This window comes from uncultured Methanobrevibacter sp. (assembly GCF_937898925.1).
GTDB lineage: Archaea > Methanobacteriota > Methanobacteria > Methanobacteriales > Methanobacteriaceae > Methanobrevibacter.
The window spans coordinates 17,282-33,732 of sequence record NZ_CALDKF010000067.1; the positions used below are offsets into that span (position 1 = coordinate 17,282).

At 31.0% G+C, this 16,451-nt stretch carries 15 protein-coding genes; 8 read left to right on the plus strand and 7 right to left on the minus strand.

What is annotated here, in order from left to right; all coding sequences use genetic code 11:
- The first annotated feature begins 194 nt into the window (after positions 1 to 194).
- Positions 195 to 1,232, plus strand: a complete 1,038-nt coding sequence (locus Q0409_RS05365; protein ID WP_298535862.1) for a hypothetical protein — start codon at positions 195 to 197, stop codon at positions 1,230 to 1,232.
- Between the two features lie 11 nt (positions 1,233 to 1,243).
- Positions 1,244 to 2,320 (plus strand): hypothetical protein, encoded by a 1,077-nt coding sequence (locus Q0409_RS05370; protein ID WP_298535863.1) that lies wholly within the window; start codon positions 1,244 to 1,246, stop codon positions 2,318 to 2,320.
- A 134-nt stretch (positions 2,321 to 2,454) separates the two neighbouring features.
- Here Q0409_RS05370 and Q0409_RS05375 read toward each other — a convergent pair whose 3' ends face one another.
- Positions 2,455 to 3,624: a Cdc6/Cdc18 family protein gene (locus Q0409_RS05375; RefSeq protein ID WP_298535865.1), complete on the minus strand. Its 1,170-nt coding sequence runs from the start codon at positions 3,622 to 3,624 to the stop codon at positions 2,455 to 2,457.
- A gap of 932 nt (positions 3,625 to 4,556) precedes the next feature.
- Positions 4,557 to 5,027, minus strand: coding sequence for a DUF2299 domain-containing protein (locus Q0409_RS05380; RefSeq protein ID WP_298535867.1), 471 nt, complete (start codon positions 5,025 to 5,027; stop codon positions 4,557 to 4,559).
- Between the two features lie 152 nt (positions 5,028 to 5,179).
- On the opposite strand from Q0409_RS05380, the gene Q0409_RS05385 reads away from it, so the two are divergent.
- Positions 5,180 to 6,205 (plus strand): cobalamin biosynthesis protein, encoded by a 1,026-nt coding sequence (locus tag Q0409_RS05385; protein WP_298535869.1) that lies wholly within the window; start codon positions 5,180 to 5,182, stop codon positions 6,203 to 6,205.
- Positions 6,206 to 6,357: 152 nt separating this feature from the next.
- On the opposite strand, the gene Q0409_RS05390 is transcribed toward Q0409_RS05385, so the two are convergent.
- The 3 genes from Q0409_RS05390 to Q0409_RS05400 form a co-directional block, all read right to left on the minus strand.
- The gene (locus Q0409_RS05390; RefSeq protein ID WP_298535871.1) at positions 6,358 to 7,359 is read right to left on the minus strand and encodes an ARPP-1 family domain-containing protein; all 1,002 of its coding nucleotides are present in this window, start codon (positions 7,357 to 7,359) and stop codon (positions 6,358 to 6,360) included.
- Positions 7,360 to 7,439: 80 nt separating this feature from the next.
- On the minus strand, positions 7,440 to 7,805 hold the full coding sequence (locus tag Q0409_RS05395; protein WP_298535873.1) for an HIRAN domain-containing protein: 366 nt from the start codon (positions 7,803 to 7,805) through the stop codon (positions 7,440 to 7,442).
- A 317-nt stretch (positions 7,806 to 8,122) separates the two neighbouring features.
- Positions 8,123 to 8,377, minus strand: coding sequence for a UPF0147 family protein (locus tag Q0409_RS05400; protein ID WP_295607239.1), 255 nt, complete (start codon positions 8,375 to 8,377; stop codon positions 8,123 to 8,125).
- A gap of 275 nt (positions 8,378 to 8,652) precedes the next feature.
- Between Q0409_RS05400 and Q0409_RS05405 the strand changes: the two genes are divergently transcribed.
- The 4 genes from Q0409_RS05405 (at position 8,653) to Q0409_RS05420 (ending at position 11,196) form a co-directional block, all read left to right on the plus strand.
- Positions 8,653 to 9,159: a Panacea domain-containing protein gene (locus Q0409_RS05405; protein ID WP_298535875.1), complete on the plus strand. Its 507-nt coding sequence runs from the start codon at positions 8,653 to 8,655 to the stop codon at positions 9,157 to 9,159.
- A 182-nt stretch (positions 9,160 to 9,341) separates the two neighbouring features.
- The gene (locus Q0409_RS05410) at positions 9,342 to 10,055 is read left to right on the plus strand and encodes a DUF2162 domain-containing protein (RefSeq protein ID WP_298535877.1); all 714 of its coding nucleotides are present in this window, start codon (positions 9,342 to 9,344) and stop codon (positions 10,053 to 10,055) included.
- Between the two features lie 59 nt (positions 10,056 to 10,114).
- Complete coding sequence (locus tag Q0409_RS05415; RefSeq protein WP_298535879.1) at positions 10,115 to 10,780, plus strand: MotA/TolQ/ExbB proton channel family protein; 666 nt, start codon at positions 10,115 to 10,117, stop codon at positions 10,778 to 10,780.
- 83 nt (positions 10,781 to 10,863) lie between these two features.
- Entirely contained in the window at positions 10,864 to 11,196 is a 333-nt protein-coding gene (locus tag Q0409_RS05420) for a DUF2149 domain-containing protein (protein ID WP_298535881.1), read from the plus strand.
- A 163-nt stretch (positions 11,197 to 11,359) separates the two neighbouring features.
- Here the strand turns inward: Q0409_RS05420 and Q0409_RS05425 are convergent, their stop codons facing one another.
- Positions 11,360 to 13,450 carry a right-handed parallel beta-helix repeat-containing protein gene (locus Q0409_RS05425; RefSeq protein ID WP_298535883.1) on the minus strand — a complete coding sequence of 697 codons (2,091 nt, stop codon included), beginning with the start codon at positions 13,448 to 13,450 and terminating at the stop codon, positions 11,360 to 11,362.
- Positions 13,451 to 14,014: 564 nt separating this feature from the next.
- On the opposite strand from Q0409_RS05425, the gene Q0409_RS05430 reads away from it, so the two are divergent.
- On the plus strand, positions 14,015 to 15,850 hold the full coding sequence (locus tag Q0409_RS05430) for a nitrous oxide reductase family maturation protein NosD (protein WP_298535885.1): 1,836 nt from the start codon (positions 14,015 to 14,017) through the stop codon (positions 15,848 to 15,850).
- Between the two features lie 65 nt (positions 15,851 to 15,915).
- Here Q0409_RS05430 and tsaA read toward each other — a convergent pair whose 3' ends face one another.
- A complete protein-coding gene (gene tsaA / locus Q0409_RS05435) occupies positions 15,916 to 16,407 on the minus strand; it encodes a tRNA (N6-threonylcarbamoyladenosine(37)-N6)-methyltransferase TrmO (RefSeq protein WP_298535887.1) in 492 nt (163 codons plus the stop codon).
- Between the last annotated feature and the right edge of the window lie 44 nt (positions 16,408 to 16,451).

Genomic DNA, 16,451 nt, shown 5'->3' on the forward strand with positions numbered 1-16,451 from the left:
TCTATAATAAAGTTTTAAGTTAAATGGCTATTCTTTACCAAATGAAGTTTCAACAAATCATTAAATTATAACAAGATTGAAAAATTATAATCAAAAAGTAATTTACAGTATCTTTATTAAATTATAATGATTTTAAAAGATTAAAATTAAAATTGAGAAAGATATAAATATTATTTTTAATAATAAGGCTATTAATGAGATTTAAAAGAAAAATAAATAAAAATAATGAGGATAAGGATAATGGAAAAAATTCAATAAAATCTGCTTTCAATGATGAGAACGGAAATTTTTCAATAATTACAAGCAGCTTGCTTCTAATCGGTTTCCTCTTGCTCTCAATAATTGTCCTGAACATTGCAATTGAAGAAAGGAATGAAAGCCATGAAATCATTTCCTCAAATAATTACCAATATGTCATGAATGATTATATTCGAAATCTTCCAATTTTGGAGCGAGAATCCCTTGAGGAACTCAGTGAAGAAGTCATGAAGAATAAAAGGCCATGTTTGGATTCCAAAGGCGATTTGAAGGAAATTGTTGATGGGAAATTATCTGATTACAATCAGCAATACTATGACAACTATAATATTCAAATAAACTCTTCTCTAATAGCTATTGAAAATACATCCAACCCCTTCTCCTACAAATTCAAGACATGCATAAGAAGTGTGAAAGGGGATTATTATTTTGAGAATATTGCATCTTCAGATGTGGATTGCATTGGATTAAAGGATCCTGTTCCATTGCTGTATTGCAAAGGCTATCATGGCCTTAGCTTGAATGACACTGACTACTATTATGGTGATTCGTTATCTGAATTCTTAAGATCGAATGGTGTGGAGAATTACTCTTTTTATGTTAATGCCAACTCTCCATTGATTATTAGAAAATGTCCATTTGACCCTTACAAGCATCATGGAGATGACAATGGAAAGGTTATGAAAAACTGTAGGGACAATGGATATTATCATGAAAGCAGAGATGGAGCATGTTATCTATGCAGACTTGAAGGAAAGGGAGGGTGTGAGCATTACGGTTTTGAAACGTTTATTAATCCTCAAAAGACAAATGAAACAGGCCGTGTCTCTGCATGCGGATCAGACCATGTAATATTCAGTGATGACATTTATCCTGGAGTTGAAGTTATCTATAATAGTGAAAATGGATTGAATGAGATTCTGTATCTTGACCCTCATGGCCATAAGGTCAAGTATGGAATGAGTGGATTTTAGGAGTTGATATTATGGGTGATATAATCAAGGACCAATACGGCCTATTGTACTCCAGTGAACTGCTTCTATCAATCATAGTTCTCATTTTCATAATAGGGATAATTTCTAATCTAAGTGATGGCCTTAATGAAAAAATGCTAACTGAAGAAGAACTTTCATCTCTTGAAGCTATTGCTATCGAATCATCTGATTATCTTTTGAACAATCCTGGAAATCCTGAAAATTGGGAGGAAGATGAGAGATTGAATAATGGAATTGTTTCAAAGAACATCATTCCGGGTCTTGCCATCAAGAATAAGAATGTGGAGAATGGTGAGTTTTTTGATGAAAGTGCAAGTAGTGAAATGATAATGTCAAATGCTATTTCATACAATAAGCTGATGAAAATCAAAAACAATTACAATTCACTTGTAGATGAAAACATGTTTAATGATAGTGTTCATAGTTCAATGGCTATTTATCCTTTAAACAGTAAAATAAGGCCTATAGAGATGGGATATGATTTTGGTAATGAGAATGATAATGTCAATGATAATGACATTGTGACTGTGAATAGAACTGTGAAATGTGACTTTTATTCAAATTTTGCAGTGTATGATTTCAATGACTTCGAGCTGTTTGGAAATGATTATAACAAAGATATGTTTTGTAATCATGACACTAATCCTAATTTAACTAATCATTCAAATGATGGAAGATCTCTTTGGCTTTGTAAAAACTTTAGAGTCTATAAAGAATCTTTAGATGCGTATAATTATTATTTAATTAGTGATGAATGTGTGAAGAACACAGGCACTTATTGGATCTTAGAAAGTCTTAATAGAACAAGCGAAAATGAGGAAATTTTAAATCAAGAAGTCATTGAATTAAATCCCTTCTTTTTGGAAGATTTAGAAAATTCTTCTGGAGAAATATACTCTATACATTTTAATGTTCCAAAAAATAGAATTGATGATTTTAAAACTGTTTTAGTGGCCATTCCAAAGAATATGAGCGATGTTTTAATATCAAATGATGAATTGAATTATGATTACTTTAGAGTGCAGGATGTAAATTTCATATTAAAAGTAGGAATGAATAAAATATAAAAATTGAAAAAAAAGTTAAAAAAAGAAAAGATGATTTTATTTCATCTATAGGAAAGAATTTTGATCAAACTTTTTCCAAAAGTTTGGAAAATTTTGGTCCAGGTTTTGCGCTCCGAAGGAGCGGAAAAGCTGGGCTATAAAACACTATACAAATTCTCTTCCAAAAGATCTGTATCAATTTGCAAGTTAATGATATTGGTTCTACCTTTAGCTCTGCCTTTTGATACAGTGTTTGTGGAAATGATACCTAACATCTCTAACTCATTTACAAAGTCAAAGATTCTTCTATAGGTAACAGCATCACCTTTTGAAATCTCCTTATAAGCCTCAAATAACTTACCTGAAGTGATTTCCTCTCCTTCCTGAGTCAATCTTAAGATAGCTGCAAGTACCCTTTGCTGTTGGGTAGGCAATGTAACAATAACATCCTTTACCTTGTTGTACTCAATGACATCTTTAGCTTCACGCACATATTGGCCTAAAACCTTTTCAGATCCCTTGTCGATTGCAATGTCTCCTGCACTTTCCAACAAGTCAAGAGCGTATCTTGCATCCCCTTCCTCTTTTGCAGCCATAGCTGAACATAATGGAATTACGCTGTCTTCAAGAGTGTTTTCATAAAATGCAAGCTCTGACCTTTCATTCAAGATGTCAGCCAATTGCTCTGCATCATAAGGTGGGAATACAATCTCCTTATCCATTAGACTGCTTGCAACTCTTGGCTTAATGAATTGCTTGAAGTTAAGGTAATTACTGATTGACAAAATTGCAATGTTGTCTGTTCTGGTAAGGGTATACAACAATCCATCACCATCCTTTTCAAGAAGAATGTCCACTTCGTCTAAAATTACAATCAAGATACGGTTTCTTCCAAATACATTTCTCTTTAGGACATCTCTAAATGCATTTACAATTTCGCCTTTTGTCCATCCACGATTTGGAACTTCCCTTCCTAACTTTTGACATAAATAGGTAAGAACCTGATACTCTGTATTGAAATCTGTGCATCTTACATATTCAACTGAAAGGGTAACAGGCTTGTCACGAGCTGCTTCTATCAATTGCTCTCTAGCAAATTTTGCAGCTGCTGTCTTTCCGGTTCCTGTCTTACCATAAATAGTAATGTTTGATGGAGTAGTTCCCTTCAATGCCTCTACCCAGTATCTTGCAATGGCTGTAATCTGTTCTTTCCTATGTGGCAAGTTATCAGGTAAATAACGATGATCCAAAGGTTTCTTATCCTTGAAAATGTTATCGTCAAGAGGCAAGTATTCATCAAGCCCTTCGAAAATATTGTCACTCATAATAATCATCTCATAAATAAATAATGTGTTTTTTAAAGTCTGAAATGTGTTGCAGAATTTAAAATAACCCTTTTTAATAAAAATTAAGCATAAGATCTAAAATTAAATTTAAAATTTTAGAAAAATTAAGTTTAAGATATTAAAAAATAGAAATTTTCATTTTCAATAGTAAAATTTCAACTGTATTACTATTGTTTATCATACTATATATTTAAACCTTTTTATTATTTCAAAATTAAAGAACATTCTCAAAAATTCAAACAATGGAAAAACTTTAATAATATTAGCTGAATTGCAAGTGTAATAAAGAATTTAAAATTCTTATAAACCAATTTTACAGTTGAAATGATTGTCTATTTTAAAATAAATTCAAATTTTCACTTCAATTAGAATAATTCAATAAATTTATTATAATTTTTTAAAATTAATGAAAAGTTATCTTTTGATTTGAAAATTACAAGCTATTTATTATTTAACAATGATTTAATAATTTCCTGAGGCTTAAAAAGTAAAATATTTGTAAAAAATAGTTAAAAAAAGACAGAGAGTACCATTTCAAGTGAAAGCAAAATTGGTAAAAAACGAAAATGAAGGGATGTATTTCAAGTGTAAAATTTTTTCATCAAAAAATCAAAAATCATTATTTGAGCTTTAAATCATTAATGAAGAATTTTAATGAAGAATTTTTTAAAAAAAGACAGAGAGTTAAATTTCAAGTGAATACAATTGAAATAGACCCGTCGAGTCTTTCAAGACCCTCGAAATCGTTTCACTAGAAACACACCTCTCACTCTCTAAAAATCATGGAAAAAGTAGGAATAAAATAGGAAATCAACAAGCATAAAAATAGAAAAAATTCATTGAAAATAATTAAACAATAAATTATAAAAAATAAATGATAATAATAAAAAAATATAATAAAAAATATTTAATCATAAATCAATTTTATTACTGCTTTTAATAGATCCATATGTTTTACCAAGAATCCATATGCATTGAAGTTTTCCTTTGAATACTTTCTTTATTGATTTAATAAGAACATGTTTTGAGAGCCCATCTTCAAATATATCTTCTGTAATGATGAATCTTGTCAATTGGTCATTCGGATGTTCTAATTCAAAATCAAGAAGCATTTCATTCAATGAAAATCTCACATTCCAAATGAATTCCTGATTGATATCTTTAGGAGTGCTTTTGATAATGTCTTGCTCTTCTTGGGAAACCTCAGTTGCACATCCTATTATCAATACATCCTCTTTTGTTTTAGGATTTATTATGTCCATTGTATTATTGCTTGGAAAGTTAATTATATAATGAAAATTAGCGTTTTCATCATAAATTCTTTCACGAAGAATATCCTCTTCCAATAACCAGTTTCTGATTTGCTCTTCATCTATTGCCATATTATCATCCATTAAATAAAAATAATTAATTGTAAAATTTCTTATGAATTTTAATATAAATCTAAAATAAAAAATTAATAAAAGATTTGGACTTTCAATTAAATTTTTACTATCAATAAATTATATATAGTTTGCTAATATATTTAATTTTAATGATAACTGAACTTTACTCAAATTCAATTTACATGCTGCTTACAATACTTTTGTTTGCTTTGGCATTTGATTTGCTGATTGGAGAATTTCCAGCTAAAATGCATCCTGTTGTATGGATTGGAAACATCATCAGCTTTTTCAAGAAATATTTCATCAAATATGACAATAAGATCTCTGGACTTATTGTTTCAATCTGTGTAATAGCTGTTTCTTCACTTATCGTATTAGTGCCAATGCTACTTATCAAGCATTTCATGTATCTTAATGATGGAATGATATATCTGTTCAAGCTAGTGGCTCTATTGTTGTTGTCATCAACATTTTCAGTTAAACTGCTCCTTGATTCTGCACGTGATGTGGAAAATGACTTGAAAAACAACAATCTAAAAAAGGCACGTCAGGCAGTTAGCTACTTGGTAAGCAGAAAGACAAGTGAATTGAATAAGGAGCATGTCATATCCGCTATCATTGAAACATTAACTGAAAACATTCCTGATTCATATGTTTCAACTATTTTTTACTATTCAATTATCGGTATAATAGCATTCCTTTTAGGATTCAATGATTTCACTGTTGTTATATTGGCTGTGCTTGCGGCATTGATCCATAGGGTTGTCGATACCATGGATTCCATGCTTGGATACAAGACAGATGAGCTTTATAACATTGGATTTGTTCCTGCTCATTTGGATGATATATTGAATTACATTCCGGCCAGGATATCCGGATTTTTAATAATAATATCTGCAGCATTCTTGGCTCTCAATTGGAGAGGGGCATATTACATAATGCAAAGGGATGCAAGAAACTGTGACAGTCCAAACTCAGGATATACAATGGCAACAGTTGCAGGAGCATTGAACATTCAACTTGAAAAAGAGGGAGTCTATACATTAGGTGACAATTTGCATCCATTGAAAGTAGAATGCATTGAAAATGCTATAGACATTGCAAGACTTACCATATTCCTGATTACAATATTTTTCTTTTTCGTATTTATGGATCTTATTCTTCTTCAATTATAGAAGAACTATTTTTTAATTTTTATTGATTTTTTTAAAAAAAGAATGTTAATTTTTAATTTTGATTATAATAAAAAGAGTATGGTGTAAAAGGATATTACTTTATAAGTGATTAATTGATGCAAAAAGAGCTTATAAAAATAAGAAAGATGAAGTTATATGATAACTTCATTAATTACTAAATCCTTGAAGAAAGTCATGTGAATGAGTTCATCTTCCCAGATAAGGCCTGAACCAGATCCGAAATCATTTGAAAACTTGATATTGTCTCCAAGCCCAATGGATTTTTGGGACTTGAACTCGCTATCGGAAATGTTTTCCAAAACATTCATGAGCTCCAATCTGTCAATATTGTCAACGGATTTCTTCTCTACAATAGCTTCAATGATATAGCTTCTGCAGAGCTTTTCATGATACTGCTTGTAAATGCTATGATTGTAGAACAATTCCAATCCTTTGATTTCACCATTCACAATGAAGATAACACCATTTTGCCCATCTTCAATATGGAACTTGCTTAAGTAGTCATTTTGCTTATCCTTAAGGTTTTCATAACTGTCATTCAATGCACTGGTCATGGATTTGAAATTTGATCTGGATTCAAATTCACTTATTGAATCCCAGACTTCCCCTTGATAGTCACGGTCTTCATAGGAAGCTCTTGATTTTCTGCTTCTTGTACTGTGATTAGCAGAATACAATGATGGCTTGAAGGTTCTTGATGCCTCACCTTCTCCTCTGGTGTGCCATCTGCCGTGTTCAGTGCAGCTGACAGGAATATTGATATTTGATTTAGCTGGAATAAGCAAGGTGTCATTTATGATACGGTTTTGCATTGCACCGGTAATCTCATCACCATCAATCAATATAAGTGGAACAACAGAATCGTTTTTGCATGAAACGGTATTTACAGTTGAATTATCCAATTCCTTGATTTCAACAAGGCCCATCTCATAACCTTTCTTAATGGTAAGGAAATCCTTTTTCCCAAAGAAATCAGTCTTTATTGGAATTGCTTCAACATTTTCATACTTTTGGCTATCCAATAGCTCTATGGATACTTTAGTGCCGTTTATGTCAATGAATGCAAAGTTTTCAATATTCTTTAAATCTTCATTAATTCCACCCTTTTCAAGTTTTTCGTTTGATTTTTCCACATTATCACCCCGTATTTGTTTTATACTATTCAAACTAATTTGCATTAGATAATTTATAATTTTAATTTTTGATAAAATGCTTAAATGAAATTCACATCATTTTCAGGATCTTTTCTAAGTTCAGCAAGCTCATCCTCTTCGATGACTTTAGCGATTACATTCTGATGTGAAATGAACTTTACGATTGCATATGCATTTTCATCATCAATCTTATCGTAAACCCTACCTGAACTCATGGTACCTCTAACAACAGTTTTAGTGCTGTTAGCCAAGTATCCTACCTTGCCGGCATATCTCATTTCAACTCTGATTGCCTCTGAGTCATGATTATTATCCGGCTCTTTGATAAGCTTTAAAATAGAACCAATTTTGAATATTTTCTTTCCATGAAATTGGTTAAAACAGATTACAGTTACATATTTTTCATTAAATTTTTCATCGTTCATACATTTCACCCCTTAAAAAATAGCATGTACTCTATGTTATGAAATCCGTTACTTATAAAGGTTTTTAATTTTGAAGATTTTTGATAAAAATAAAATTATTTAATAATAAAATCTATTAATTTTACACTTGAAATGCACGTCTAGATTTTCTATAATTCTATCTAATTGAAATATAGCTAATTATAGCAAATATTAATGTCTTAAGAATTTTATAAAAAATGAAAAATAATGATAAATTATTGTAAAAAATAGAGAATTGTTAAAAAATTATTAAAATATTTAAAAATAGTAAAAAAGAATAAATTAAATTGGAAAATTTATACGGTGATAGCTTCCAATTTAGATAAGATTTCCCAAATTAAGGTTCTTGCATGAACTGGGATATTAGGGTCGTTACTGATTTCATCTAACTTTAAGATTACAGCACTAGCTCTTACAGTTGGATCTTCACTTTCATCATTTAAGGTTTGGAAAGATTCATCTGCAGCTCTTCTGATATTACGTGGTACGCTTGGGTTTTCCATAATATGTTTTAAAATTGCGGATACTTCTTCAAAAGTTTCTTCTACCATAATTATTCCTCCCTATTCATCAATTTTTGAAAATATTATCAAAATAAGTATAAATCAGTTTCAAAAAAAGTAAATAGTCTATAACAATATAAAATATGCTTTTTAAAGTATATATATTTATGGTATATTGTTAGTAAATTAAGAAATGATTATCTTTTTTAAGTTTTAATGAAAAGTTTATTTTGAATTAAATCATTATTTTTTATCTTTTATAGGTTCAAATAAAAAGTTTTTAATAATTCATTTGTGATATATAATTTCAAAGAGGGTTTAAAATGGAATTTGATAAGGATAAATTCAAAAACGTATTGCATTTCATAATCTACAAGTGCGGTTTCAAAAATACTGTTGGAAGAACAGTGCTTCACAAGCTGCTTTACTTTTCAGACTTCAATTATTATAAGGAGTTCAACCAATCCATAACAAATGAATCATACATAAAGAAGGAAAGAGGCCCTGTACCAATTCATTTTGAAATGGCTATAGAGGAATTGGTTAATGAAAATAAGATAAGCTTGGGAAAGCGTAGATTGCCATGCGGAAAGATAATGAATAGATACTTTTCCCTAAAAGGGCCTGAAATGGATTTCAAAAAAGAGGAATTGATTGTAATCAATAAGGTCATTAAGGAATTGAGTCATTTAAACGGCAAGCAGATAGGGGAGTATTCTCTATCAGATTACCCTGTAAAAAAGACTGAAGATAATGAGATCATTGAATATGGATTGGCATTATCCGGTAAGTCTAAAAGCAAAGATAAGGTTTTTGTAAAAATAAATTGAAATATTCTATTGAATGTAACTTATTTTCATATTAATAAAACTTCATAATATACTTATTTTTTTAATTTTATCAAAAAATTAACTTTTTTTCTTCTTTGATAAGAATGTATTTATATATTGTAATACATATTTTAAAACACCGATATATTATTAAATGATTTTTTTGAATTACAGGTGTTTTTATGGATATATTAAGTGCATTATGGCAACTAGGGGTTTTTGCAGCTGTTATCCTTTTTGGCACAAAGCTTGGAATAGCCAGTGGATTGGCAAATCTCTCAAAAAGGAATTTGGCTCTATTGTGTTTAGCTTATGGTGGAGGAATAATGCTTCTATCTGCTATTGCATCCTTATATACAAAGCAAATTACAGAAATAATTAACAGCTATAACTCTATTATTTACCTAATCATGGCCATCATCATGATTTTTTCAGGAATATATACAATTAAAGAGTGGAAAAAACATGAAAACAACACCATGAGAACTACTAGAATGATTTTAGTTGCTCCTTGTCCTTGCTATTTTGGATCTATTTTAGCCAGCATTATAATGGCAGCTCCTACAATTGGATTAGGTGCCTTTTCACTAAGTCAGTATGTTGCCATTGCAATGGTTTTGGTGATATTGATAGGATATTTTGCATCTAATTTAATAGTTAAATTCCTTAAAAAGCCTTATCCAATCGTTATTGGAAATTTCATGTTGTTTTTAGGAATTTATTTCCTTTTGTCCTCTATATTGATACCTAATATAATTCAAGCATTCAATCAATCCATGAGATTCATGACAATTCCCTCTTTAACTTCCTTGGCCTTGACATTTTTGCTTGCTATTGGAATTGCAATTATGGGAATCATGATTTCTCGAAGGAATGATTTTTTAATAAAGTTTTGATTTTTTGATAATTATATTGAATTTATTGAAATGATATTTTTTTATTGTTTGGTGGTGAAATGGTAACGGTAATTCCAGGAAGTGATATATTAACTTCTGCATTGAATGTCATATCTCAAAGTTTGCAGATACCAGTAATCATATTTCTATTGGCATTTGCAGTATTCGCAGTATATATTATAGGAAGTCTTATCTCAGAATACAGTTCTCATAAGAAAGTGCCTGTTAAATTAGTCAGAGATTTGATTTATAGGATAGCTAATTGTGAGGACATAAATGATATTCAAGCCATTATAAAGAATGCTCCTATTCAACATTCTCAAAAAGTGGTTTTAATAGAGATTGCAAAGTCAAAAGACTTAAGAGAAGACACTAGACGTGCTTTGGCTAGAAAGTTATTTGAAGAGGAACAGGATAAGATTGAAAAGAATCTTCAAAAAACAGACATTGTAACAAAAATTGGACCTACCCTTGGATTGATGGGTACACTCATTCCAATGGGACCTGGGCTTGCTGCACTTGGAAGCGGAGATGTAAACACTCTTGCAAGCGCTATCATAGTTGCATTTGACACTACTGTTGTAGGTATTGGTTCAGGGGCAGTGGCTTATGTGGCTGGAAAGATTCGCAGACGATGGTATGAACAGTATCTTTCCAATTTAGATGCTTTGGCTGATACTGTTTTGGACAGGTTAAAGAAAGAGGATGAAATTAGAGGTAAATAATTTTTTGATTATTATTACTATTATTTTATTTTATGCGATTCTATACGATTCTGATACTTAATCTATGTTTTAGGGGTAATGAGATGGTACGTCGTCAAGGTGGAAAGAGATTGTCTGAAGATACTGAGGATCCCATGTCTGGAACTGCAAATTTAGTTGATGCAATGCTGGTTATTGCAGTGGGACTTTTGGTGTTTTTGGTTATTTCATGGAATATGCAAGGTGTCATTTTCTCTGACATGACTCAAGAGGAAAAGCAGAATGTCATGCAACAGATGAGTGAAGTCAGTGAAGTGGATCAAGGCCAGCAATTGAACGAGACTCCTGATGTAAGCAATAAATCCGGTCAAGGATACACTGAAATGGGTAAGGTATATCAGGACCAGTCAGGAAAATTGATTATGGTGGAAGAGTGATTTCCTCTATCCTTTTTTTTATTGAGCTTAAAAATAGTTCGTTAATATTAAAATTATTAATTTTTTATTTATCGAGTATTCATTATAGTTTTTTGCGAAATGATAATAAAAGAAAAAAAGAAAATAAGATTTTTGAGAAATTCCCAAAAATCTAATCATATACTTATTTTACTGTAAAGTAAGCTTTTTTGCTAATTGCTTTGTAGGTGTTGTCACCTGCAAATTTAGCGGTTGCAGTGAATTTGCCTTTTTTACTTACCTTTACCTTGATTGTAGCTACACCTTTAGAGTTAGTATTAGCAGAGAATGTTTTGCCATTTACTTTAATGGTGATTTTTTTGCCTTTAATCGCTTTGCCTTTAGAGTCTCTAAGAGTGAATTTTACTTTTTTGACCTTTTTCACTTTTAAAGTAGCTTTAGCAAAAGTAGCTTTAACCGCTTGTTTTTTGACAGTTACCTTAACGGTTTTAAATGATGCTTTATAATCATCATCACCAAGGAAACAAAGTGCATAGTAGTATGTTCCTGCAACTCTGTTTACAGTGATTTTAGCCACACCATTAGCATTTGTAGTAGCTGTTTTTGTAACGCCATTCACGGAATAAGTAATTACTTTGTTTGCAATGGCATTTCCATTTGCATCTTTCAAGCTAATGGATAGAGTTTTGGATATTTTTGCAGTTGCATTCATTGCATTAGCATTGATGGAAGTGGCTGTTATGGTTTCAACTTCACTTTCACCATTTTCACCGATTTGCAAAATAGCACTCCAAGTGGATTCCTTCAATCCGTTGTAACCAGGATATTTCACTGTCATATAATGTTTGCCTTCTTTAAGTCCGGTAATGTCTACATATACTGCACCAGTAATGTCAGATTCTCCACTGTAGTCAACGCCATCGATAGTTACATTGATCAACTCCCCTGCATCTATGTGGTTGTTGTCATCGTTCCTCCAGATTTTCACTGTAATGTTATTGTTTAATTTAAGGAGAGTGTCGGTGATTACAGTAATTGAATCAGCGCTAATTTCAATTGGATCCATAGTTTCCTCATCTCCAATACCGAAGTATACTTGAACATATGTGGTGTTGGTAGCTTCTGTTTGAGAAAATGTTCCGCTTGTTAAGGATACATAATCGGAGTTAGCTTTCACTATGTTATAGGTGAAGGTAGGAGGCATTGGAACAAATACTAAACCAGAGTAATCGTTGTTTTCTCCAATGACAATATTACTGTATCCGCTTGCAAGCAAGAACCCGATTTTTGTTTGATTGGTGAATTTGTTTCCATCACAGAAGATGTTTGAGGAACCATAACAGGTAATTCCTACATCACAGTTATTAAGAGTGTTGTTGATTGCCTTGTGTCCAGCACTGTGCATGAGATATATACCTTCCCTTGCACCAATGACAGTATTGTTTTCAACGATACAATTAGGGCCAGATCCATGTCTTACATCAATACCATGATTTTTTGGATTGATAACAGTATTGTTGTAGATGTGAGTGCGAGCAGAACCAAAGGAAATAATACCCATATCGCTTACACCAGTAATGGTATTGTATCTTACAATGGCATCGTAGTTTGGATTGGTGAATTTACTTCCAACGTAAAGACCAAAACGTCCACCGGTGATGTTGTTGTTTTCGATTATACCGTTGGTGGTGTTGAAGATAATTACACATGATGGTGTTTTCATATTAGCTTGAGTTACTCCTTTACAAATGAAGTTAAACCCACTAAGGGTAAATCCATTAACATTTGCAACTTCAAAAATACCATCATAATAATTGCTCATTGGAGGTTGTCCAATTAATGTTGCACCATTACCATTGATGATAATGTTGTTCAAAGTTGTTTTTTGAGTCACATTTTTCTTAACAGGATTTCCATCATCATCCAATACAGGATTTCCTTCCTCATCTAACTCAGTTTCCTCAACAACTTTATCTTTGGTTATTTTTAAATTAACATCATTATATTCTCCTGGAGCAAAATTGATTTCAGTATTATCTTCCAATTCTGCATCTAATTTTGCCTGTATCTCTTCATTAGTCATTGAATTGTCAATATCTAGGGTTTTTGTAGTGGCTTGCGGGGTTTCGCCATCTCCATCAGCCAATACAACATCTCCAGCATCAGATGTAACAGAATCATCGATTGCAGAAACATCTTCAGATGCGGAAATACTACCAAGTGAAAGGATAGTCACAATGACTAAAGTAGCAATTAGTAATATTTTTTTATTCATAAAATTTCCTCATTTTTGTTTAATTATAGTTATAATATTACAAAATAACATATAAAATAATAAAATTATTTATTTTTAAAAAATAAAAAATAATTGTTAAATTAAAACATAATTAACAATTTTAAATAATTTTTTTGATACACGATATGAAAAATTATACATCTTGTATCTTGAGTAATTATTTATTAGTTATTCTATTTAAGTTTTTATTCTTATGAGTTTTGTTTTAAAATAGTTTTTTTATAATTTTAAGGAATTAAATTGGTAAAATCTATATATATAAAGATTTAAATACTTGTTTATTAATAAAATTAAATATAAATCTTTTAAATATATTTTTTTATTTTTAAAGGATCTAATTTTTAAAAAAATAATTTATTTAAAGTTGTATTTTTCTTAAATAATGGATTATGGATTGATAAAATGATTTTACAGATAGGAAAATTGAATAATTTAAAAAATAATCATTTTTTATTTTTAATTTTTCTAATTATCTTAATTTTTTCTTTAATAAGTTCTGTATCTGCATTAGATAATTTAAATAATGAAAATTATGATAATACTATGGTTTTAGAATCAAATAATGATTTAAATTTAGATAATTCACTTTTATCCGATAATAATCTTAAATCAACTTTTGAATTTGAAACTGAAAATAATATCAGTTCGATAAATTCAGTCCATAATATACGTTCTAATACATCAAACGATGATATACAATTTATCTTCGATAATTCAAAAGACGGAGATACAATTCAATTTAATGATAAGGAATATAACAACATTTCCATCATCGTAAATAGAAAATTAAATATTATTTCCGAAAGCAATTCCATAATTCACACTTCAAGCTCTATAAATGATAATGCAAACAAAAATGGAATGATGAATTCATTTGGCTTTTATTTCACTGAACTTGCTACAGGATCTACAATTAAAGGGATAAGATTACAGGTGAATTCCGATTACGGAATCATTGTTAAGGATGCAAGCAACATTATCATTAGTGATAATATTGTTTCAGGTGGGAAAAAGGCAGGGATTCTTTTGGAAAATTCCAATTTCAATACAATAAACGATAATAATATTACTAAAGGCTATGATGGATTAAGACTCGAAAACGTTAACAGAACCAATATAAAAAACAACAATATTTACTCCAATAAACGCAATGGCCTGGTTCTTGACGGTGTTTTTCTAAACAATATCACAAGGAACTATATTGCAAAAAACAAATTGGATGGTTTTCTTTTAAGAAATGCCAAATCCAATCGCATTCTAAACAACACTATAATTGACAATGCAAACAGCGGATTAAGGCTTGAGGGGAACACTACCAGAAACACTATCCAATATAACAATATTTCAGCTAATGTAATGAACATATATGCAAATTCATTGACAAATGGGGATATTATATCTCAAAACACCATTATGTATGCAAAGAAGTCAAGCGACACTTATACTACATTGGACAATACCGGTGCAGCTATTGTATTTGCTGAAAATTACAGTTCATCCCCATATGGGAAAATGTTGTTTGAAAGGAATTCAATTGGCTTTAATGAGCAATGGGATGCAAAAAGCACCATGGATCATCCAGCGGTAGATATTGGTGCTAACTGGTACTTTGATAATGACGGAGAATATGGATTGGGTCATATATGTCCTATGGTATTCGGTAAAGCTTTAGACCCTGAAGACTTTAAACACTTGTCTATGGGTTTTGGTGGAGATGAAAATGGAATATTTGGCCAACTATACAATGGAAACACTCCAAGTGGAGCCGGATCATTTTACATTGATAATGTCAATATCAATGGAAAGGATTATGGGTCCGTTAGGGTTGGTGAGGATGGCCGTTTTGATTTGAAAGATTTGAATCTTGATGAATTGCCATCAGGGTCTGTAATAACCATTACAATTGGCAGCCATAGTTTCAACATCACCATTGATGATAAGGTGTCTTCAAACAAAACAAAAGATTATAATGAATCCAGTAAAGACCCACAGAACAATAATATGCCTAATGATAGGGATTATTCTAAAAAAGATGGGAATAATCCAAAAACCATAGGCAATGGTACCGGTAATGGATTAGGAATCAATAAAGGTTTAGGAAGTGGAGAAGGCAATTTTACAGGTAGTGGAATTGCAGTTGGAGACCTTTCAGGTCAATCTAATGGCGGTACAGGAGACTCTGGTGAAAATGGTGGTGGCAGTGCATCTGAAGGAGCAAAAGCTTATGAGATTTTAAAGGAAGAAAATACTCCAATCACAGCTAAAAACAGTCAATTGATTGCGGTCTTTGGTGTTGCACTTGTAATATTGATAATAGCATTAGGATACAGAAGCAAAAATAAGGATGATTTCGCAGATGATGGAAATTATAATCTCTAAAAATCTTATTTTTATTTGTCATTTATAAAACTAATTAGATTTTCTTAAAAAAAAGAAATGATAAATTATTTGAAGAATCTATCATCTGCCTTTTGGTTTTTAGCCTTTTGATGCTTGGTTTCAAACCATCCGATCTTGATGTCATCAACTAAAGTGTCTTCAAATAGCTGAGGAACGTATGGCTTGATGTCAAGAAGTGGAGTGCCGTCAAGTATGTCCACATTGGAAATGTACAATACATCATCTTCCACCTTATCCAATTTTACAGTAGTCATTCCAATATTGTTAGGTCTTTTTGGAGATCTTGTAGCAAAGACTCCATGTGTTTTATTGTCCATAAATGGCTTTACTTCCAAAGCATTTCCATTTGTCTTATGTAAGTGATAGATAAGTATTAGATGTGAAAAACCATCAATATCCTTTAATCCAGGCTTGAATTCATCTTTTAGACATATTTTTCCTTCAATTCCTTTTGCACCAGTTGGTTGGATTGGCATTCCCTCTAATTCCTTAAATGGGGAATGGATTGTTCCAATAATTTCAAATTCGATTTTCATACTATCCTATTTTATTTTTGATGTATATAAACTTTTACAACGAA

Excerpts from the sequence above, each read along its gene's own strand:
- Q0409_RS05365 (WP_298535862.1), top strand. The coding sequence starts at position 195 with ATGAGATTTAAAAGAAAAATAAATAAAAATAATGAGGATAAGGATAAT.
- Q0409_RS05370 (WP_298535863.1), top strand. The coding sequence starts at position 1,244 with ATGGGTGATATAATCAAGGACCAATACGGCCTATTGTACTCCAGTGAA.
- Q0409_RS05375 (WP_298535865.1), bottom strand. The coding sequence starts at position 3,624 with ATGAGTGACAATATTTTCGAAGGGCTTGATGAATACTTGCCTCTTGAC.
- Q0409_RS05380 (WP_298535867.1), bottom strand. The coding sequence starts at position 5,027 with ATGGCAATAGATGAAGAGCAAATCAGAAACTGGTTATTGGAAGAGGAT.
- Q0409_RS05385 (WP_298535869.1), top strand. The coding sequence starts at position 5,180 with ATGATAACTGAACTTTACTCAAATTCAATTTACATGCTGCTTACAATA.
- Q0409_RS05395 (WP_298535873.1), bottom strand. The coding sequence starts at position 7,805 with ATGAACGATGAAAAATTTAATGAAAAATATGTAACTGTAATCTGTTTT.
- Q0409_RS05400 (WP_295607239.1), bottom strand. The coding sequence starts at position 8,377 with ATGGTAGAAGAAACTTTTGAAGAAGTATCCGCAATTTTAAAACATATT.
- Q0409_RS05405 (WP_298535875.1), top strand. The coding sequence starts at position 8,653 with ATGGAATTTGATAAGGATAAATTCAAAAACGTATTGCATTTCATAATC.
- Q0409_RS05410 (WP_298535877.1), top strand. The coding sequence starts at position 9,342 with ATGGATATATTAAGTGCATTATGGCAACTAGGGGTTTTTGCAGCTGTT.
- Q0409_RS05415 (WP_298535879.1), top strand. The coding sequence starts at position 10,115 with ATGGTAACGGTAATTCCAGGAAGTGATATATTAACTTCTGCATTGAAT.
- Q0409_RS05420 (WP_298535881.1), top strand. The coding sequence starts at position 10,864 with ATGGTACGTCGTCAAGGTGGAAAGAGATTGTCTGAAGATACTGAGGAT.
- Q0409_RS05425 (WP_298535883.1), bottom strand. The coding sequence starts at position 13,450 with ATGAATAAAAAAATATTACTAATTGCTACTTTAGTCATTGTGACTATC.
- Q0409_RS05430 (WP_298535885.1), top strand. The coding sequence starts at position 14,015 with ATGGTTTTAGAATCAAATAATGATTTAAATTTAGATAATTCACTTTTA.
- tsaA (WP_298535887.1), bottom strand. The coding sequence starts at position 16,407 with ATGAAAATCGAATTTGAAATTATTGGAACAATCCATTCCCCATTTAAG.